Here is a 19,932-nt window from a genome sequence, read left to right on the forward strand (position 1 = left end):
ACTGCCGCCTTGCGGGCCGCGTCGCGCCTTGTTTGGCAGATCCTATAGCATCTCCGCTATTGGTGATGAAGGATCAAACGTCTTCTTCCACACGCTGCAACGCCCCTTTCGAGCCGGCAATGCGCGCGACCAGATCCGGCAGGCTCTCGATCTCGCTCCAACGGCCGTTGCCCTTCGGCAGGTCGACGGAACCGGACGGTAGCAGAGCTGCCGAAAACCCCAGCTTTTCGGCTTCTTTAAGGCGCTGAGCGGTTTGTGCAACAGGCCGGACAGCGCCCGACAGGCTGACTTCGCCGAAATAGACGCAATCGGCCGGAAGGGCAATACCGGCAAGCGAGGAAACAAGGGCCGATGCGACGGCAAGATCGGCGGCCGGTTCGGAGATGCGGAAGCCACCGGCAATGTTGAGATAGACGTCATGCTGGCCGAGGCGAACGCCGCAATGGGCCTCCAGAACCGCAAGGATCATCGACAGGCGAGCCGAGTCCCAGCCGACGACCGCACGCCGCGGCGTGCCGAGCGATGTCGGCGCCACCAGCGCCTGCACTTCGACGAGAACAGGCCGTGTGCCTTCCATGCCGGCAAAGACTGCTGCACCCGGCGACTTCTCGTTGCGCTCGCCGAGGAAGAGTTCCGAGGGGTTGGCGACTTCGCGCAGGCCCTTGTCCGACATTTCGAAGACGCCGATTTCATCGGTCGGTCCGAAGCGGTTCTTGACCGTGCGCAGGATGCGGTAGTGATGGCCGCGGTCACCCTCGAAATAGAGTACGGCATCGACCATATGCTCGACCACGCGCGGGCCGGCGATCTGGCCGTCCTTGGTCACATGGCCGACGAGCACCATGGCCGCACCCGTCTGCTTGGCAAAGCGGATCATCGACTGCACGCCGGTGCGCACCTGCGTCACGGTGCCCGGCGCGGATTCGGCAAGCTCGCTCCAGAGCGTCTGAATGGAATCGATGATGACGAGATCCGGACGCTTTCCCTCCGCCAGCGTCGCGAGAATGTCCTCGACATTGGTTTCGGCCGCCAGCAGCACGTCGGTATCGGCGGCCGCCAGCCGCTGCGCACGCAGCCGCACCTGCGCTACCGCCTCTTCGCCCGAGACATAGATGATCCGGTGCCCGCGCCGCGAAAGGGCGGCCGCTCCCTGCATGAGCAGGGTCGACTTGCCGATGCCGGGATCGCCGCCAACGAGGACCGCCGAGCCGCGCACGAAGCCGCCGCCGGTCACGCGGTCGAGTTCTGAAATGCCGGTATGGATGCGCGGCGCCTCCTCGATCTCGCCCGACAGAGCTGTGAGCGCGACCGGACGGCCCTTCTTCGGCGTCTTGGCAGGCCCGCCGCCAATGCCGCCCATCGGGTCTTCCTCGACGATGGTATTCCACTCGCCGCAATTGTCGCATTTGCCGGCCCAGCGGTTATGCACTGCACCGCAGCTCTGGCAGATGAATTGTGTTCTGGCCTTGGCCATCGATGACTGCTTTCACGTAGGGCCGCCTGGGCGACCGAATCGGTTTCGCCCTAGATAATGGCTTCCTGCACCGATCAAAACTAATGATTTTCCTATCAGTGGTCGGGCTGGCAGCATCCGCAGGCTCTCAAGGGATAGGCCATGCTCGATTATTCGCTCGCTCACTGGATTGGTTTTTTGACCACGGCGGTCCTTCTAAACATCTCGCCCGGTCCGGACATGGCCTTCATTCTCGGCCATACGATCAAGAGCGGCACGCGCGCCGGCTTCTCCGCCGTCTTCGGCATCTGGACCGGCGCCTGCATCCACGTGCTTCTTGCCGCCTTCGGCCTGTCGGCGATCCTTGCCGCCTCGGCAATCGCCTTCTCCACTGTCAAATGGGTCGGCGCGATCTATCTCGTCTGGCTCGGTATTCAGGCGCTGCGTTCGAAAGGCGAGGGCGGTTTCGTGCGGGCAGCGGGCGAAACGCTTGGGCGTCGGCGCATCTATCGGCAGGGCGTGCTCGTCTCGCTGCTCAATCCGAAGGTAGCGATCTTCTTCCTCGCCTTCCTGCCCCAATTCGTCGTGGAAGGCGCAGGCCCGGCATGGCTGCAGCTCGCCGTTCACGGCGGGTTGATCATCGTCGTGGCGTTTTTCATCGAGCCGCCGCTGATCCTGGCCGGCGGCCGCCTTGCCGATCTTTTCAAGAGGAATGCGAAAATCGGGCTATGGCTCGACCGTGGCCTTGGAGCGCTGTTCGTGGCGCTTGGCGTGCGCCTCGCGCTCACCACACGCTAAAGCATGTCGCGCAAAAGTGTGCAGCGGTTTTGCGACAACGACATGCTTAAAAACAGAGACCTAAAGCGCAGCAAGCGGATCTGAAAGATCGCGATGCGCTTTAGAGACTATTCCTCGTCCATCTCGTATTTCCGCTCGTGGCGCAGGCCGATGCTCGTGAGCATCTCGTAACCGATCGTGCCTGCGGCCTTCGCGGCATCGTCGACGAGGATGTTCTTGCCGAAGAGCTCGATATAGTCGCCGGCTCGAATGGCACCTTCCGGCAGATCGGTCACATCGAAAATCGTCTGATCCATGGTGATGCGCCCTGCGACCGGCACCTTCTGGCCGGCAACGAAACCCTGTCCGCCCTGCGGCACTGCCTGGCGCAACGGCACGCCGTCGCTCGACTGGCTGCGCATATAGCCATCGGCATAACCGGCAGAAACGATCGCCAGCCGGCTGTCGCGCGTCAGCTGCAGCGCCCGCCCATAGCTAACGGTTTCACCGGCCTTGACCGTGCGGATCTGGATGATGCGCGCCTCGGCGGTTGCCACCGGTCGCATCGGGTTCGCTATGCCATTGACGGCCTGCCCGCCATAGAGCGCGATGCCCGGCCGGGTGAGATCGAAGTGATAATCATCCCCCAGAAAGATGCCGCCGGACGCCGCAAGACTTGAATCGATACCTTCATAGGCGGCGCTAACCACGCGGAATGATTCAAGCTGCTGCTTGTTCATCGCCGAGGAATGGTCGTCGCCGCAGGCCAGATGGCTCATGATGAGAACAGGCGCGAAACTCGCGGGCCGCGATACGTCGTCGGCGAGAGCGAGCGCTTCGTCCATCGTGAGACCAAGCCGGTTGAAGCCCGTATCCACATGGAGTGCGCACGGATAATCGCCATAATCGGCAAGCACCGCCATCCAGAAGGCAAGCTGCTCTTCCGAGGAGATGATCGGCACGAGATCGTTTTCGAAGAAGCGCCGCTCGGTACCAGGCCAGATGCCCGCCAGCACGAAGATGCGTGCCTCAGGCGCAAACATGCGCAGGGTGACACCTTCATCGACGGTCGCGACGAAGAAATCCCGCGCGCCGGCGAGATAGAGTGCTTCGCCGACATCCTCGATCCCCATCCCATAGGCATCCGCCTTGACGACGGCAGCCGTGCGCGCCTTTCCCGAGCGTCGGGCCATTTCCCGCCAGTTGTCGGTCAGCGCCGTCAGGTCGATGGTGAGCCGCAGGCCGGCGGAGGCGAAAAGGTCGTCATCTTCGAAGGGGATGGAAAAATCTGTCATGTATCGCCGCGCTGAAGGGAAAGGAAAATCGCTGCAAACACTCTAAAGACCATTGTGGCAAAGAGAAAGCATGAGGGGCGACATACCGGCCTTTCCCACATGCGATCACTTTTGTTCAAGACGGACAGCTGGCGGCGCGCTAATCTGGCGGGATGCAGAACGTTTCGCAGAAAGAGGCGGCAGACGCCATGCCGCTTGCCAAGGTGGAATCGGCCCGCTTCTGGCGGGATAGCCGTTTTCGCGACATGGAGTGCCTGAGCGCCAGTTTTCTTACGCATGAATACGCGCCGCACGCCCACGACACATTCAGCATCGGCGCGATCGAAAGCGGCAGCCAGATCGCGACACTGAGCGGAAGGCGGGAAGAAACCGGACCAGGAGACCTGTATCTGATCGACCCCGGCGTCGTGCACGACGGCGCTCCGGGTGGGGAAGGGTATCGCTACCGGATGATCTATCCGGACACGAAGCTGTTCATCGACATTCTCGAAGACGTCACCGGCAAGGCTTTCAACGCCACTCCGTCCTTCGCCGGGGCTCTGCCGCGCGATCCGCAGCTCGCCAAAGCCTTCCATATCGCCCACCGCACGCTTGAAAGCAGAGCAGGCGCGCTCGAGTCCGATGAGAACATGTTTTCGGTGCTGGCTGCGATCTTCGCCCGCTATGGCAGCACGATCGTTCTGCCCATCGATACCAAGGAGCGCAGTGCTGTCGCCCGCGCCCGCGATTACCTGATCGAGAACTTCGAAATTGATGTGGGACTGGAAGAACTGGCCAAGGTGGCGGGGCTCAGTCGAGCCCATTTGATTCGCGCTTTTCGCAGAGAGTATCACATCACCCCGCACGCCTTCCTGACGGACCGGCGCGTTCTTGTCGCAAGGCGGCTGCTGAGGGAGGGCCACATGCCCGCCGATGTCGCGCTTCAGTGCGGCTTCGCCGATCAGGCGCATTTCACACGCCACTTCAAATCCCGCACTGGCGTTACTCCCGGCCAGTTCCGTGTCGGTTGATCACTTTCGTTCAATACAGCCCTTAGCGGCCTCGGCTACCTCTCCGCCGTCTTGATGTGGAGGTTGCCGATGTTGCAACAGAGTCAGCCAACCGGCAAAAGTCTGATCCGCGAATTTCTTGGCGGAGTGCGCGCCATTTTTCCCCTGATCGCCGCGGTCCTGCCGATTGGCCTGGTCTTCGGCGCGGTCTCGGCCACCAAAGGGCTTTCGGCGCTGGAAACGACGCTGATGAGCGCGCTCGTCTTTGCCGGCGGTTCACAATTCGTGGCGATGGATCTCTGGACACATCCGGCAAGCTGGATCGGCGTCGGCTTCGCGGCCCTGCTCGTCAATATCCGCCATGTACTGATGAGCGCCTCGATCGGCACGAAGATGCAGTCCTTCTCCGGCATCAAGCGCTATATCGCCATGCTGTTCCTGGCCGATGAGCTGTGGGCCATGGCGGAATTCCGCGCCGGAACGACACGGCTCACACCCGCCTGGTATGCCGGTATCGTCACGCCCTTTTACCTTACCTGGGTCGGTTCATCGCTTGCAGGAGCGTTGCTCGGCGCCTTTCTCGGCGATCCCGCCGTTATCGGCCTCGACTTCGCCTTTCCGGCCGTCTTCATCGTGCTGGTGATGGGTTTCTGGAAGGGAGCGGAAACCGGCGCGGTGCTTGCCGCAAGCGGTATTGCGGCGGTTGCCGTCCACCAGTTCGTGCCAGGTGTCTGGTATATCGCAGCCGGCGCGCTGGCAGGGCTGGCAATGGCTCTCTGGAGAAGCACGATGCGGGAGCAGGCGGCATGACGCTCGATTTCAGTACTTTGCTCGCCATTCTTGCTATGGCTGCGGCGACGATCTTCACCCGCGTCAGCGGCCTCGTGCTGATCCGCTATGTGGAGATTGACGAACGCCGGAAAACGGCGATCGAAGCCATCCCACCCGCGGTGCTGATGGCTGTCATCGCACCAACCGCCTTTGCGACCGGCTGGGCGGAAACGCTGGCCTGCGCGGTAACGGCAATCGTTGCCAGACGCCTGCCGATGCTGGCAAGCGTCGTTATCGGTGTCGCGACAGTGGCCTTGTTGCGGGCATCTGGTTTCTGAAAGAGCATAGACGCGGAAAACCCGCGTCAATGCTCCTCATATTGCGTGAAGGAAGGATCGGCGAGATCGGCAAAGCGCGTGAATTCCGACTGGAAGGCGAGCTTTACCGTGCCGGTCGGTCCGTGACGCTGTTTGGCTATGATGACATCGGCCGTGCCCTTGACCTTGTCGAACAGCGCTTCCCATTCCGGATATTTCGGATCGTGGATATCGCGCGGTTCCATGTTCTTGACGTAATATTCCTCGCGGAACACGAAGAGCACGACGTCGGCGTCCTGCTCGATCGAGCCGGATTCGCGAAGGTCGGAAAGCTGCGGGCGCTTGTCTTCGCGGCTTTCGACGGCACGCGAGAGCTGGGAGAGCGCGATGATCGGCACGTTCAATTCCTTGCCGAGCGCCTTGAGCCCCGTGGTGATCTGCGTGATTTCCTGAACGCGGTTCTCGTTCGACTTGCCGGAGCCGGTCATCAGCTGCACGTAGTCGACGACGAGCACGTCGAGACCGCGCTGGCGCTTGAGACGGCGGGCACGCGCAGAAAGCTGGGCGATCGAGATACCGCCGGTCTGGTCGATGAACAGCGGCACTTTCTGCATCATCATTGAGCAGGCGACGAGTTTTTCAAAATCGGCATCGTTGATGTCGCCGCGGCGGATCTTCGAGGAGGAGACTTCCGTCTGCTCGGAGATGATACGCGTGGCGAGCTGTTCGGACGACATTTCGAGCGAGTAGAAGCCGACGACGCCGCCGTTCTTGGCCTTCATGCTGCCGTCCGGCTGCACTTCGCCTTCGTAGGCGGCTGCGATATTGTAGGCGATATTGGTCGCGAGCGAGGTCTTGCCCATACCGGGACGGCCGGCAAGCACGATCAAGTCCGACCGCTGCAGGCCGCCCATCTTGGAATCGAGCGAATGGATGCCGGTGGAAATGCCCGAGAGGCCGCCGTCGCGTTCCTTGGCGACGGCCGCCATGTCGATCGCGAGTGCCACGGCATCGTTGAAGGCCTGGAAGCCGCCGTCATAGCGGCCGTTTTCGGCAAGCTCGAACAGACGGCGTTCGGTATCTTCGATCTGCGCCTGCGGCGGCATGTCGAGCGGCGCATCATAGGCGATGTTGACGACATCCTCGCCGATGGTGATCAGCGCGCGGCGGATCGCCAGATCGTAGATCGCTCTTCCGTAGTCTTCGGCATTGATGATGGTGACGGCGCCGGTGACGAGGCTGGCGAGATATTGCGAAACGGTGATGTCGCCCACCTTCTCGTCGGCCGGCAGGAAGGTCTTGACCGTCACCGGGTTAGCGATCTTGCCCATGCGGATGATGTCGCCGGCGACCTCGAAGATCTTCCGATGCAGCGGCTCATAAAGATGGATAGGCTTGAGGAAGTCCGAGACGCGGTAGTAGGCGTCGTTATTCATCAGGATGGCGCCGAGCAGCGCCTGTTCGGCCTCGATGTTGTTCGGCGCTTCGCGATAGTGCTGCTCTGCGGGAGCAACGGCGGCAATCTTTCGTGCAGCTTCGTTCATCGTTATCCGTACTGTCTTTTTCCAAAACTCGGATTTGCAGGGCCGGCTACGCAAAATCAAGTGTTTCGCAGCAACAGCTTTGAAGCGGTCATCAAATCGACGGTCCTGTGCCCGTTGTTCGACTTCTCCACAGTCGGCGGGTCAGTGGAGAGAAAATATCCGAACTGTCACCTGTAGGACACGCCGCCTTTGGCGACTCACTTCCGCATCTTTTCATTTTAGCGTTCCCGGTTGCAGGGCGCAGCAAAAAAGCCCGGCGCGAGCCGGGCTTTCGGTCTGTATCCCCTGGGAAACAGAAATTATGCTTCGTCTTCGTCGATGCCGTCGGCTTCCGGATCGAAGAAGTCTTCCGGACGCAGGGCGTCTTCGTCAACGCCGTAGATGGCATCCACAGAGGTGAGCTCTTCGCCCTTGGACTGACGCTCGGCTTCTTCCGCAGAACGGGCCACGTTCAGCTCGATGCTGATCTCAACTTCAGCATGGAGCTGCAGCTCGACCTTATGCAGGCCGATCGCCTTGATCGGCGTGTTGAGATGAACCTGGTTCCGGGCGATGTTGAAGCCTTCGGCGGCCAGGATGTCGACGACGTCACGGGCGGCGACCGAGCCGTAGAGCTGGCCGGTTTCGCCGGCGGAACGTACGACGATGAAGGACTTGCCGTCGAGAACGTCGGCGACCTTCTGGGCTTCGGACTTGCGCTCGAGGTTGCGGGCTTCGAGCGTTGCGCGCTCGGCTTCGAAACGGGCCTTGTTGGCAGCGTTGGCTCGCAGCGCCTTGCCGAGCGGCAGGAGGTAGTTGCGTGCAAAGCCGTCGCGAACCTTTACGGTTTCGCCCATCTGGCCGAGCTTGGAGATGCGTTCGAGAAGAATGACGTCCATGGTGTTTTCCTTTCTTGTTCTCAGATTTCGGTATCGGTTTGTTTGGGGGCATCGGCATCCTTGGTCGGGGTCAGGGCGATCGCCTTGCGGGTATCGGCGAGACCAAGCACGAGGATGAAAAGAGCTGGCAGCATCATGGTGGATGCCAGGTAGCAGAGAATGAGGGCCGGCAAGCGCCAGTCCTTGCCGCGCGTGCGGAAATGCAGCGCGGCGAAGCCGGACATCAGGAAGCCGGCGCCGAAGGCTCCGACGACCGTGGCGCCGATCATCGCAGGAACTCCGCCCATGAAGGTGGCGGCAAGACCGGCGAGGAAGATGAAGATCGAATTGCGGTTCATGCGCAGCGACGAAGGGATATCCTCGCGCGGACGCAAGCTCCTGCCGGAAGCGGCAACGATGCGTGTCGCGATGTAATAGGCGGCAAACAGCATCACCACCCAGATGCCGCCTTGCAGCGCAGGTAGCATGAGGACGACGAGCGACTTCGTCTGCGCAGTCGCGGCCGGATCGGGAACGAATGTCGGCTGCTGCTCCTGCAGCGAGGCCATCAGCACATCGACCATCTGGTCGGTGATTTCAGGCCCGTAGCCGATCATGATGCCGGTCACGATCACGGCGAAGGTGACGAGACCGCAGAGATGCAGCAGGATATCCGAAAGCGGATACCAGGCGAGCAGATTGTCGGGGCCGCCGAGTTCGGAGGCCGGGCGCGCAAGGTTCGCAAGATGGCTCAGCCACCCTGCCGGCAGCAGCGTCACCAGCGTCATGACGATAGCGAAGGACGGGGAAATAGCGATCGCGCCGAGCACAGCAGCGGTGACGACGGCGGAAATGGCGGCGAGATTGCCCCAGCCGAGGCCGACGAGCAGGATCGGAAGTGCTGAAGCGGCATAGAGCACGGCACTGAACGACGGCTGCATGCTCGCGCCAAGCACCAGCAAGGCGGCGGTCAATCCGGCGAGTGCGCCGATCGCAAGCGTTTTCGGGTCAGGTCGTGTCACTTCGCTGTCCTGCTTATCAAGCAGTTAGAGGATTTCCCTAAAAGAGTTCGGGAGATGCCTCAACATGGGTTTTCGGGTTCCGATCCGCGCCCATCGCGGAAGGGAGGAAGCCTCGGATCCGAAGATCCGGGGCTCCAATATTCAATTAGGCGACGACGTACGGCAGCAGGCCGAGGAAGCGGGCGCGCTTGATCGCCTGGGCGAGTTCGCGCTGCTTCTTCTGGGAAACGGCCGTGATGCGGGACGGAACGATCTTGCCGCGCTCGGAAATGTAGCGCTGCAGGAGACGGACGTCCTTGTAGTCGATGCGCGGAGCGTTTGCACCGGAGAACGGGCAGGTCTTGCGACGACGATGGAACGGACGGCGGACCGGAGCGGAGGAAGATTCGGACATTCTTATTTCTCCTTATGCACGGTCTTCGCGGGGAGCGCGGTCCGGACGCGGGCCACGCTGGAACTCGCCGTCACGGCGCGGCGGACGGTCGCCGAATTCGCGGCGCGGGCCACGGTCGCCGCCTTCACGCGGGCCGCGGTCGTCGCGGTCGCGCTTCTGCATCATGGCAGACGGGCCGTCTTCGTGCTTTTCGACAGCAATGGTCATGTAGCGAAGAACGTCTTCGCTGATGCGCATCTGGCGTTCCATTTCCTGGATTGCAGCCGCCGGTGCATCAATGTCCATCAGGGCGTAGTGAGCCTTGCGGTTCTTCTTGATGCGGTAGGTGAGGGACTTGAGGCCCCAGTTTTCGATACGCCCGACTTTACCGCCGTTTGCTTCGATCACGCCCTTGTACTGTTCTACGAGGGCATCGACCTGCTGCGACGTGATATCCTGTCGGGCAAGGAATACATGTTCATAAAGAGCCATGACAGCTTTGCCTTTCTTGCGTTGATCAGAACCCGGCATTCGGCGGCTAAGCCTCAACGACTGCTCCTGAGAGGCGATAAGCGCCAAGCAAGAAAAGCGTTTCCGAGACGGTCGAGAGCGGAGACACGGGAGGCTGGAACGCTTCCGTTCCGAACGGTTTGCAAAATGCAAACCGGCCCTCCGTTCAGCCACCAGCCAGAAGACCGGGTTAACGAACAGGCGCGCTTATACGGGTTTTTGCGCGAAAGGCAAGCGCATATGGCCGAAAAGCCGGTCGTGTGCTTGCAAGCCAGAAACGGCAGGACACAAAGCGCCTGCTTGATGAGGCCCTTAAAGCGGCATCGGATACTGCCGGTGAACCTTCTCGATATCAGCAAGCACATCGCTGCTGAGCTCCACGTTCGCCGAGCCGATATCCGTCTTCAACTGCGCCATCGTGGTCGCGCCGATAATGACTGATGTCATGAAGCGGCGGGTCAGGCAGAAGGCGAGTGCCATCTGAGCCGGGTCGAGGCCATGGCGGGCGGCGATATCGAAATATGCCTTCGTGGGCGCCTCCTGCAGCGGCTGCAAGCGGCCGCCAAGGTCGCCGTTGATCGCAGCGCGGCTGCCGACCGGCTTCTCGCCATTGATGTATTTACCGGTGAGAATGCCTGCCGCAAGGGGAGAGTAGGCGAGCAGGCCGACATCCTCGTGGTGCGAAAGTTCTGCCATGTCCAGATCGAAGTGGCGGTAGAGAAGATTGTATTCGTTCTGGACGCTGGCGACGCGCGGCAGGTTCAGCTGCTCGGACAGCGTCACATACTTCTGGATACCCCAGGTCGTTTCATTGGAGAGGCCGAAGGCACGGATCTTGCCTTCCTTTACCAGTTCGCCCACCGTTTCCAGAATATCCGTCATGTTGGCGATGGCCTTGGCGCGATCCTGCCTGAAGGGATCGTAGTGCCAGCTCTGGCGAAAATGGAAATGGCCGCGGTTCGGCCAATGGATCTGGTAGAGGTCGATATAGTCTGTCTTCAGCCGCTTCAGGCTGGCCTCGAGCGCAAGGCGGATATTCTTGGCATCGGCACCTTCGCCGTTGCGGATATAAGAGCGTCCGGTGCCGGCAACTTTGGTGGCAAGCACGACATCCCTGCGCTTGCCGGTCTTTTCGAACCAGCTGCCGATATACTCTTCCGTGCGGCCCTGCGTTTCGGCAGAAACCGGCGTGGTCGGGTAAAGCTCGGCAGTATCGAAGAAATTGATACCTTCCCGTACGGCGTAGTCCATCTGTTCATGGGCTTCCGCCTCGCTGTTCTGTGTGCCCCAGGTCATGGTGCCAAGGCAAATCTCGGAAACGGAAATATCTGTGCGGCCTAATTTATTGTATTTCATTGGAAACCTTGGACGTGGTCTGGGAAAGGAAGAGCTTGGGAAGAGCCGCGCAAATCTAGGCCGGATTTGGTGAAGCGCAAGGGGAAAAACCGGGCGTTGCCGCTGGGGCGAAAGGCTTTGGAGAGAATCTGCCGCCACTTGACTCTGAAAGAAAGAATGTCAATTGGAGGCGAAATGGCCCCATGGGCACTATCGAGGGACTGAAAAATGACCATTGCTTTCACTTTTCCCGGCCAGGGCAGCCAGGCCGTCGGCATGGGCAAGGATCTCGCCGAAAATTTTGCGGAGGCCCGCGCCGTTTTCGAAGAGGTCGATGAAGCGCTCGGTGAAAAGCTTTCGGATGTCATGTTCAACGGTCCCGAGGACAAGCTGACGCTGACGGCGAACGCCCAGCCAGCGCTGATGGCTGTCTCCATGGCCGTCATTCGCGTTCTGGAAGCCAAGGGCCTCGACCTGAAGTCCAAGGTCGCCTATGTCGCCGGTCATTCACTCGGCGAATATTCCGCCCTCTGTGCCGCCGGCACCTTCTCCGTCGCCGATACGGCCCGTCTCCTGCGCATCCGCGGCAATGCCATGCAGGCCGCAGTTCCGGTCGGTGTCGGTGCCATGGCCGCCATTATCGGCCTCGAACATGCCGATGTGCAGGCGGTCTGCGAAGAAGCTGCGGCCACCGGCTCCTGTCAGATCGCCAATGATAATGGCGGCGGCCAGCTCGTCATTTCAGGCGAGAAGTCGGCCGTCGAGAAGGCCGCCGGCATTGCGACGGACAAGGGCGCCAAGCGCGCGATTATGCTGCCGGTCTCCGCTCCCTTCCATTCGAAGCTGATGGCGCCTGCCGCAGACGCCATGCGCGAGGCGCTCGCCGGCGTGAAGAAGGTCAACCCGGCCGTCCCCGTCATCGCCAATGTCCGCGCCGCACCCGTCACGGATGCCGAAGAGATCGCCAGACTTCTCGTCGAGCAGGTCACCGGACAGGTGCGCTGGCGCGAGACGGTGGAATGGTTTGCAGCAAATGGCATGACCACGCTTTACGAACTCGGCGCCGGCAAGGTGCTGACCGGTCTTGCACGACGCATCGACAAGAATATCAATGGTGTCGCGGTCAACGGCCCGGCCGATATCGACGCTGCCATTGCCGCTCTCACGGCCTGATTGCCCCACATTATAAGGAACGCTCTCATGTTCGATCTTTCCGGCCGCAAGGCTCTCGTCACCGGCGCATCGGGCGGTATCGGCGAGGAAATCGCCCGCCTTCTCCACAAGCAAGGCGCCGTCGTCGGCCTGCACGGCACTCGTGTCGAAAAACTCGAAGCCTTGGCAAACGAGCTCGGTGACCGCGTAAAGATTTTCCCGGCGAACTTGTCGGATCGCGACGAGGTAAAAGCGCTCGGCCAGAAGGCGGAAGCCGAGCTCGAAGGCGTCGATATCCTGGTCAACAACGCCGGCATCACCAAGGACGGTCTCTTCGTGCGCATGAGCGACGAGGACTGGGATGCCGTTCTCGAAGTGAATTTGACGGCGACCTTCCGCCTGACGCGCGAGCTCACCCATCCGATGATGCGCCGTCGGTATGGCCGCATCATCAACATCACTTCGATCGTCGGCGTCACCGGCAATCCCGGCCAGGCGAACTACTGTGCCTCGAAGGCCGGTATGATCGGCTTCTCGAAATCGCTTGCGCAGGAAATCGCCACCCGCAACGTGACGGTCAACTGCATCGCTCCGGGCTTCATCGAAAGCGCCATGACCGGCAAGCTGAACGAAAAGCAGAAGGAAACGATCATGGGCGCGATCCCCATGAAGCGCATGGGAACTGGTGCCGAAGTGGCGTCTGCCGTCGTCTATCTCGCCTCCTCGGAAGCGGCCTATATGACGGGCCAGACGCTGCATGTGAACGGCGGCATGGCCATGATCTGAAACGATTAGCTGCCGCAGCCGCCGATTTGAGCCAATAGCGTGTTGAGCAATCACGAACGGTTGATTTTCTGGCTTTGCGGCAGACTTAAAGCATGTTAAGCGGGCCATGACTGTCAACAGTCGTCCCGAAAAAAGCAGACGGACCGGCGGGCTTTTCGCAAGCCTGGGACTTCTCTAAAGCCGGGTAAACGAGTTTGCCGAGGATGTCTGAACGCATCGCAGGCTGAAACAGGGTAGGGGTGTCAGAAGGACATTCCGATCAGGACATAAGGTCGAGGAAACCGACATGAGCGATATCGCAGAACGCGTAAAGAAAATTGTTATTGATCATCTTGGCGTCGATGCCGACAAGGTCGTCGAGAGCGCCAGCTTTATCGACGATCTGGGCGCAGACTCGCTCGACACGGTCGAACTGGTCATGGCTTTCGAAGAAGAATTCGGCGTTGAAATCCCCGACGATGCCGCTGACTCGATCCTGACGGTTGGCGATGCCGTGAAGTTCATTGAAAAGGCTCAGGCCTGATTCTGCGCATTCGAGAAAGGGCGGGCCAAGAGTCCGCCCTTTTCTTTTGAGCATGTTTCTCCATAAAACATAACAGACGGGGGAAAGCAGTCGATGAGAAGGGTCGTCATTACAGGTACCGGCATGGTATCGCCGTTGGGATGCGGAACGGAAATTACCTGGTCTCGGCTGCTTGCGGGAGCAAACGGCGCCCGCCTCGTGACTGAATTCGAGGTCGACGACCTGCCTGCCAAAATCGCTTGCCGCATCCCCGTCGGCGATGGTTCGGACGGCACCTTCAATCCGGACGACTGGATGGAGCCGAAGGAACAGCGCAAGGTAGATCCTTTCATCATCTATGGCATGGCTGCCGCCGATATGGCGCTCGAGGATGCCGACTGGCACCCCGAGACCGATGAGGACCAGATCGCGACCGGCGTACTGATCGGCTCCGGCATTGGCGGTATCGAGGGCATTGTCGAAGCCGGCTATACGCTGCGCGACAAAGGCCCGCGCCGCATATCTCCTTTCTTCATTCCCGGCCGATTGATCAATCTCGTCTCCGGTCAGGTCTCCATCCGCCACAAGCTGCGCGGTCCGAACCATTCGGTCGTCACCGCCTGCTCCACCGGTGCACACGCCATTGGCGATGCTGCCCGCCTCATCGCGCTCGGCGATGCCGACGTCATGGTTGCCGGCGGCACGGAATCTCCGGTCAGCCGCATTTCGCTTGCCGGCTTTGCCGCCTGCAAGGCACTTTCTACGCAGCACAACGACGATCCTCAAAAGGCCTCGCGCCCTTATGACAGGGACCGTGATGGTTTCGTCATGGGCGAGGGCGCCGGCATCGTGGTTCTCGAAGAACTGGACCATGCGCTGGCACGCGGTGCGAAGATCTACGCCGAAGTGGTCGGTTACGGCCTCTCCGGCGACGCCTTCCACATCACCGCTCCGTCCGAAGACGGCGACGGCGCGTTCCGCTGCATGACCATGGCGCTGAAGCGCGCCGGCCTGACGTCTGCCGATGTCGACTACATCAACGCTCATGGCACTTCGACCATGGCCGACACGATCGAGCTCGGTGCCGTCGAGCGCCTGGTCGGCAATGCGGCGTCGAAGATTTCGATGTCGTCGACCAAATCCGCGACCGGCCACCTGCTGGGTGCTGCCGGCGCCATCGAGGCGATCTTCACGACCCTCGCGATCCGCGACAACGTCGCCCCTCCAACGCTCAATCTCGATAATCCTGAGCGGGAAACCGCAATCGATCTTGTTCCGCACAAGGCTCGTGAGCGAGAAATCAACGTGGCGCTATCCAACTCGTTCGGATTCGGCGGCACGAATGCATCGCTGGTGCTGCGCCGTTACGTCGCGTAACAGGCGGTTTCCGAGCGCGGGCGAACGTCAAACGGCGCCATGATGCGCGGCAGAACCTGTTTTTTGCCGCATTACTTCGCGAAATAGCGAAGCGGGCTTAGTTTTAAAGGATTGCCGGTGAGCGACACGACCAACCAGAGCAGCGATAACGGCCAGAACGGTCAGCCGGCGCAGAAGGGACCGATCATCCCGAAATCGCCGAGCGAAGCCCTGCGTCCGGAACGTGTTCCCGAGCCGCCGAAGCGCTCCAGGAATGCCCGCAGCCAGGTGGTGCTCTTCCTGAATTTCGTTATGACCATGGCGGTGGTCGTCTGCATCGCCGGTCTCATCGGCTTCTACTACGCTATCACCGCCTACCAGAACCCTGGCCCGCTGCAGACGAACACCAATTTCATCGTCCGCAATGGTGCAGGCCTTGCGGAAATAGCGACGAATCTCGAGCGCAATCTCATCATCTCGGATGCCCGCGTCTTCCGCTATCTGACCGCGACGCATCTGAACGCTGGCGAAAGCCTCAAGGCAGGTGAATACGAGATAAAGGCGCATGCCTCCATGAACGAGATCATGGAACTCCTGAAATCCGGCAAGTCCATCCTCTATTCCGTCTCCTTCCCCGAAGGGCTGACGGTGCGGCAGATGTTCGACCGTATGCTGGACGATCCGGTTCTCGAGGGCGACCTGCCGGCCGTTCTGCCGGCGGAAGGCAGCCTGCGGCCGGATACCTACAAGTTCTCGCGTGGAACCAAGCGATCTGAGATCATCGACCAGATGGCAGCAGCCCAGCAGAAGCTGGTCGACCAGATCTGGGAACGGCGTGATCCTTCGCTGCTCTTGAAGAGCAAGGAAGAGTTCGTCACCCTCGCCTCAATCGTCGAGAAGGAGACGGGTGTGCCGGATGAGCGCGCTCATGTCGCCTCCGTCTTCCTGAACCGTCTCGGCAAAGGTATGCGCCTACAGTCCGATCCGACCATCATCTACGGTCTCTTCGGCGGCGAGGGCAAACCAGCTGACCGGCCGATCTACCAGTCGGACCTGAAGAAAGAGACGCCCTTCAACACCTACGTCGTCAAGGGCCTGCCGCCCACGCCGATCGCCAATCCCGGCAAGGACGCGCTGGAAGCTGTCGCCAATCCCTGGAAGACGCAGGACCTCTATTTCGTCGCCGATGGCACCGGCGGCCACGTCTTTGCGGCAACGCTCGAGGAGCACAACGCCAACGTCAAGCGCTGGCGCAAGCTGGAAGCCGACAAGGGCGCGGATCCCGAAATTGCCGTCGACGGACAGCCGGAAGATCAGCCTGCGGACAATACATCCGCGGTTCCGCCGAAGAAAAAGAAGATTAACTGATATCGGGAGGCCTTTGATGGCATTGCAGTCCATGACTGGTTTTGCGCGGCGCGAAGGAACGACCGGCCGCTGGCGCTGGGCATGGGAACTGCGTTCGGTCAACGGCAAGGGCCTCGATCTTCGTCTCCGTCTGCCGCCCGGTCTGGAACGCCTCGAAACGGAAGTTCGCCGCATTGCCGGCGAGAAATTCAGCCGCGGCAATCTGCAGGCCACCCTGGCGCTGACGACGGGCGAAAGCCAGCTTGAAGCCGTGCTTAATCAGGATGCCTTTGCTGCCGTCCTCACCATGCGCGACAAGCTGGAAGGTCTTATCGATCCGGCGCCGCTAAGGCTTGATACCCTGCTTTCCATCCGAGGCCTCGTCGACTTCCGCGAGACGCAGGACAGCGAAGAGACGGTGGCCGCGCGCGATGCCGATATCCTGTCGGGACTGGCGGCGGCGCTTTCCGATCTCAAGGCCATGCGTGAACAGGAGGGTGCGGCACTGGCGCGTGTGCTTCTCGGCCATGTTGCTGCGATCGAAGCTCTGACAGGTGCGATCGAGTCCGATCCCTCGCGCTCCCCGCAGGAGATCGCGGCGAAGCTCTCCGCGCAGGTCTCGCTCCTCATGGAAGGAGCCGGCGCGCTCGACCGTGACCGGTTGCACGCGGAAGCCGCACTGCTCGCCACCAAGGCGGATCTCCGCGAAGAGATCGACCGGCTGAAGGCCCATGTCGCCGCCGCCCGCGATCTCGTGACAAAAGGTGGACCGGTTGGCCGAAAGCTCGATTTTCTTGCACAGGAATTTAACCGGGAATCGAATACAATCTGCTCGAAATCGAACGCTTCGGCCGTCACCGCAGCCGGCATCGAGCTGAAGGTGGTGATCGATCAGTTCCGTGAGCAGGTCCAGAATTTGGAGTAGGACATGAGCCCGGCGAAAATCTCGCCCGTCCAGATCGCCCGTCGCGGTCTGATGCTGGTTATCTCGTCGCCCTCTGGCGCCGGTAAATCGACCATCGCGCGTACGCTTTTGGAAACGGACAAACACATCGGCCTTTCCGTCAGCGTCACGACGCGCCAGCGCCGGCCGAGCGAAGTGGAGGGCGTCCATTATCATTTCAAGACGGTGCGGGAATTCGAGCGGCTGCGCGATTCCGATGCCCTGCTGGAATGGGCCGAGGTTCACGGCAATTTCTACGGCACCCCCCGCGAGCCGGTTGAGCAGGCGATGTCCGAAGGCCGCGACATGCTGTTCGACATCGACTGGCAGGGCGCCCAGCAATTGCAGCAGAAGATGCAGGCCGACGTGGTCTCGATCTTCGTCCTGCCGCCGACCATGACCGAGCTGCAGTCCCGCCTGCATCGCCGCGCCGAGGATTCCGAGGAAGTCATCCAGACGCGCCTCGCCAATTCCCGCGCCGAGATCGCCCACTGGCGCGAATATGACTACGTCATCATCAATGATGACTTGAATGCCGCCTTCGATGCGGTGCAATCGATCGTCAAGGCCGAGCGCCTGCGCCGCGACCGCCGCCACGGCATGTTCGATTTCGTCCGGGAATTGCTCGAGGAAACGCCGGTTCTTTAGAGCAACTCCAGAAAAAGTGTTCAGCGGTTTTTACGTCCGGAATTGTGTAGAAACAAAGCGATAAAGCATTTCCGTGATTCGAAGAAAACGGAAATGCTTTTAGAGGCTGTTGGCCAGCCGGCAGAATTCCTCCACCGACAGGGTCTCCGCACGTCTGGCCGGATCGATGCCGGCTTTGACAAGCAGGCTTTCGCCACCGATCGGCTTCAGGCTCTGGCGCAGCATCTTGCGGCGCTGGCCGAAAGCAGCCTGCGTGACCTTTTCCAGATTGGCGACAGAGCAGGGGGTCGGGGTTTCGTTCGGCGTCAGGTGGACTACCGTCGAGGTGACTTTCGGCGGCGGCGTGAAAGCCTGCGGCGGAATATCGAATGCCATGCGGGAATGCGTGCGCCATCCCGCAAGCACGCCGAGGCGGCCATAGTGGTCGTCGTCCGCGGAGGCGACGATTCGCTCGCCGACCTCCTTCTGGAACATCAGCGTCAGCGACTGCCAGAAGGGCGGCCATGCCTTCGGCAGCAGCCAGTTCACGAGAAGCTGAGTGCCGATATTATAGGGCAGATTGGCGATGATCTTGACGGGGCGGCCAGACGCCAGCGCCTCGAAATCGGTCTTCAGCGCATCGCCCTCGATGACGTCCAGCCGTCCGGGATAATGGTCGGCGATCTCGGCGAGAGCCGGCAGGCAGCGTGAATCGCGTTCGATGGCGATGACCTTCTTTGCACCGAGCGCGAGGATCGCCCGCGTCAAGCCGCCGGGACCTGGACCGACTTCAAAGACCGTCACGTCGTCAAGCGCGCCGGCCGTGCGGGCAACCTTCTGCGTCAGGTTGAGATCGAGAAGGAAGTTCTGCCCGAGAGCCTTGCGCGCATCGAGCCCGTGACGCTGGATAACCTCGCGAAGCGGCGGCAGACCGTCGAGTGCAGCCATTAACGATGACTTTCCGCAGTCCGGCCAAGCTGCGCCCCGAGCTTCAGCGCGGCAACGAGGCTCGTCTCGCGGGCAAGTCCCTTGCCGGCAATGCCGAAAGCGGTGCCATGATCGGGGGAGGTGCGTACGAAAGGAAGACCGAGCGTCACATTGACGGAATCGTCGAAGCCGAGCGCCTTGGCCGGGATCAGCGCCTGATCGTGGTACATGCAGACGGCAACGTCATAACGTGCGCGCGCTTCGTCATGAAACATCGTATCGGCGGGAAGGGGACCGATCGCATCGATACCTTCGTCACGAAGGATCTGCACCGCCGGATGGATGATGCTCTCATCCTCCTTGCCGATCGCGCCGCCTTCGCCCGCATGCGGATTGAGCCCTGCAATGGCGAGCCGGGGAGAGGCGATCCCGAACCGCTGCTTCAGATCCCTGTCTGCGATCCGGCAGGTTTCGATGATCAGGCCGAGCGTCAGCGCCTGCGGCACATCCTTGAGCGGAATGTGGATGGTAACGGGGATGGCGCGCAGTTTCGGTCCCGCGAGCATCATGACGGGCATGACAGTCTGACCGGTCGCATGCATTGCGAGATCGGCCAGGAATTCCGTATGACCTGGAAACTTGAACCCTGCCTCGTAGAGCACCGACTTGGCGATCGGGTTGGTGACGACCGCAAGCGCTTCGCCTTGTATGACGAGCGCTACTGCCGCCTCGATCGAGGCGATCGTACCTTTTGCTGTCGCGACATGCGGCTCTCCTGCCGCAACATCGACGCCGGCCGGTATCGACATGACTGGCAGCGCGTCCGCAAACACACCGGGGCTTTCGGCTGCATTGCCGATGGTGTGAAGGGGAATATCTAGGCCAAGCTTTCGTGCCCGCACAGCAAGCACATCGGGATCGCCGATCAGGAAAAATGGCGGCAGTCCAAGCTCGCGCCTGCGAAGCCAGGCCAGCAGGGTGATATCAGGCCCAACGCCGGCCGGGTCGCCCTGCGTCAGTGCAAGCGGTCTCGAAAACGGTATCGCCAT

Annotated in this window: 21 protein-coding genes; 11 read left to right on the plus strand and 10 right to left on the minus strand. The window is 61.1% G+C overall.

The window, feature by feature from the left end; all coding sequences use genetic code 11:
- Positions 1-73 precede the first annotated feature (73 nt).
- On the minus strand, positions 74-1,474 hold the full coding sequence (gene radA, locus JNB85_RS11545; RefSeq protein WP_220334498.1) for a DNA repair protein RadA: 1,401 nt from the start codon (positions 1,472-1,474) through the stop codon (positions 74-76).
- Positions 1,475-1,615: 141 nt separating this feature from the next.
- On the opposite strand from radA, the gene JNB85_RS11550 reads away from it, so the two are divergent.
- Positions 1,616-2,251, plus strand: a complete 636-nt coding sequence (locus tag JNB85_RS11550) for a LysE family translocator (RefSeq protein WP_220334499.1) — start codon at positions 1,616-1,618, stop codon at positions 2,249-2,251.
- 107 nt (positions 2,252-2,358) lie between these two features.
- Here JNB85_RS11550 and alr read toward each other — a convergent pair whose 3' ends face one another.
- A complete protein-coding gene (gene alr, locus JNB85_RS11555) occupies positions 2,359-3,525 on the minus strand; it encodes an alanine racemase (protein ID WP_220334500.1) in 1,167 nt (388 codons plus the stop codon).
- Between the two features lie 188 nt (positions 3,526-3,713).
- On the opposite strand from alr, the gene JNB85_RS11560 reads away from it, so the two are divergent.
- The 3 genes from JNB85_RS11560 to JNB85_RS11570 all read left to right on the plus strand — a co-directional run bounded on the left by JNB85_RS11560 (position 3,714) and on the right by JNB85_RS11570 (position 5,623).
- Positions 3,714-4,535 carry an AraC family transcriptional regulator gene (locus JNB85_RS11560; protein ID WP_220334501.1) on the plus strand — a complete coding sequence of 274 codons (822 nt, stop codon included), beginning with the start codon at positions 3,714-3,716 and terminating at the stop codon, positions 4,533-4,535.
- Between the two features lie 69 nt (positions 4,536-4,604).
- A complete protein-coding gene (locus tag JNB85_RS11565) occupies positions 4,605-5,324 on the plus strand; it encodes an AzlC family ABC transporter permease (RefSeq protein ID WP_220334502.1) in 720 nt (239 codons plus the stop codon).
- Positions 5,321-5,623, plus strand: a complete 303-nt coding sequence (locus JNB85_RS11570; RefSeq protein WP_220334503.1) for an AzlD family protein — start codon at positions 5,321-5,323, stop codon at positions 5,621-5,623. The genes JNB85_RS11565 and JNB85_RS11570 overlap by 4 nt, the downstream gene beginning before the upstream one ends.
- A gap of 26 nt (positions 5,624-5,649) precedes the next feature.
- On the opposite strand, the gene JNB85_RS11575 is transcribed toward JNB85_RS11570, so the two are convergent.
- From JNB85_RS11575 to JNB85_RS11600, 6 genes are all read right to left on the minus strand, one after another.
- The gene (locus tag JNB85_RS11575) at positions 5,650-7,146 is read right to left on the minus strand and encodes a replicative DNA helicase (protein WP_220334504.1); all 1,497 of its coding nucleotides are present in this window, start codon (positions 7,144-7,146) and stop codon (positions 5,650-5,652) included.
- A gap of 299 nt (positions 7,147-7,445) precedes the next feature.
- A complete protein-coding gene (rplI, locus tag JNB85_RS11580) occupies positions 7,446-8,024 on the minus strand; it encodes a 50S ribosomal protein L9 (protein ID WP_220334505.1) in 579 nt (192 codons plus the stop codon).
- Positions 8,025-8,044: 20 nt separating this feature from the next.
- Entirely contained in the window at positions 8,045-9,025 is a 981-nt protein-coding gene (locus tag JNB85_RS11585) for a DUF2232 domain-containing protein (protein WP_220334506.1), read from the minus strand.
- Positions 9,026-9,170: 145 nt separating this feature from the next.
- Positions 9,171-9,419: a 30S ribosomal protein S18 gene (gene rpsR / locus JNB85_RS11590; RefSeq protein WP_007531286.1), complete on the minus strand. Its 249-nt coding sequence runs from the start codon at positions 9,417-9,419 to the stop codon at positions 9,171-9,173.
- A gap of 12 nt (positions 9,420-9,431) precedes the next feature.
- Positions 9,432-9,890, minus strand: coding sequence for a 30S ribosomal protein S6 (gene rpsF, locus JNB85_RS11595; RefSeq protein ID WP_183744258.1), 459 nt, complete (start codon positions 9,888-9,890; stop codon positions 9,432-9,434).
- A 330-nt stretch (positions 9,891-10,220) separates the two neighbouring features.
- Entirely contained in the window at positions 10,221-11,264 is a 1,044-nt protein-coding gene (locus JNB85_RS11600; RefSeq protein ID WP_220334507.1) for an aldo/keto reductase, read from the minus strand.
- A 207-nt stretch (positions 11,265-11,471) separates the two neighbouring features.
- Between JNB85_RS11600 and fabD the strand changes: the two genes are divergently transcribed.
- The 7 genes from fabD to gmk all read left to right on the plus strand — a co-directional run bounded on the left by fabD (position 11,472) and on the right by gmk (position 17,977).
- The gene (gene fabD, locus JNB85_RS11605; protein WP_220334508.1) at positions 11,472-12,416 is read left to right on the plus strand and encodes an ACP S-malonyltransferase; all 945 of its coding nucleotides are present in this window, start codon (positions 11,472-11,474) and stop codon (positions 12,414-12,416) included.
- Between the two features lie 27 nt (positions 12,417-12,443).
- Positions 12,444-13,181 (plus strand): 3-oxoacyl-[acyl-carrier-protein] reductase, encoded by a 738-nt coding sequence (gene fabG / locus JNB85_RS11610; protein WP_220334509.1) that lies wholly within the window; start codon positions 12,444-12,446, stop codon positions 13,179-13,181.
- A 286-nt stretch (positions 13,182-13,467) separates the two neighbouring features.
- The gene (locus JNB85_RS11615) at positions 13,468-13,704 is read left to right on the plus strand and encodes an acyl carrier protein (RefSeq protein ID WP_003547058.1); all 237 of its coding nucleotides are present in this window, start codon (positions 13,468-13,470) and stop codon (positions 13,702-13,704) included.
- Positions 13,705-13,797: 93 nt separating this feature from the next.
- Complete coding sequence (gene fabF, locus JNB85_RS11620; RefSeq protein ID WP_183744250.1) at positions 13,798-15,060, plus strand: beta-ketoacyl-ACP synthase II; 1,263 nt, start codon at positions 13,798-13,800, stop codon at positions 15,058-15,060.
- Positions 15,061-15,177: 117 nt separating this feature from the next.
- Positions 15,178-16,407 (plus strand): endolytic transglycosylase MltG, encoded by a 1,230-nt coding sequence (gene mltG, locus JNB85_RS11625; protein ID WP_220334510.1) that lies wholly within the window; start codon positions 15,178-15,180, stop codon positions 16,405-16,407.
- A gap of 16 nt (positions 16,408-16,423) precedes the next feature.
- Entirely contained in the window at positions 16,424-17,311 is an 888-nt protein-coding gene (locus JNB85_RS11630) for a YicC/YloC family endoribonuclease (RefSeq protein WP_220334511.1), read from the plus strand.
- A gap of 3 nt (positions 17,312-17,314) precedes the next feature.
- Positions 17,315-17,977: a guanylate kinase gene (gmk, locus tag JNB85_RS11635; RefSeq protein WP_220334512.1), complete on the plus strand. Its 663-nt coding sequence runs from the start codon at positions 17,315-17,317 to the stop codon at positions 17,975-17,977.
- 99 nt (positions 17,978-18,076) lie between these two features.
- Here gmk and rsmA read toward each other — a convergent pair whose 3' ends face one another.
- Together rsmA and pdxA are read right to left on the minus strand one after the other, a co-directional pair.
- On the minus strand, positions 18,077-18,904 hold the full coding sequence (gene rsmA, locus JNB85_RS11640; protein WP_220334513.1) for a 16S rRNA (adenine(1518)-N(6)/adenine(1519)-N(6))-dimethyltransferase RsmA: 828 nt from the start codon (positions 18,902-18,904) through the stop codon (positions 18,077-18,079).
- A complete protein-coding gene (gene pdxA / locus JNB85_RS11645; protein ID WP_220334514.1) occupies positions 18,904-19,932 on the minus strand; it encodes a 4-hydroxythreonine-4-phosphate dehydrogenase PdxA in 1,029 nt (342 codons plus the stop codon). Before pdxA ends, rsmA begins: the two co-directional genes overlap by 1 nt.

The sequence above is a fragment of the Rhizobium mesosinicum genome (genome assembly GCF_019511345.1).
GTDB classification, from domain to species: Bacteria; Pseudomonadota; Alphaproteobacteria; order Rhizobiales; family Rhizobiaceae; genus Rhizobium; species Rhizobium mesosinicum.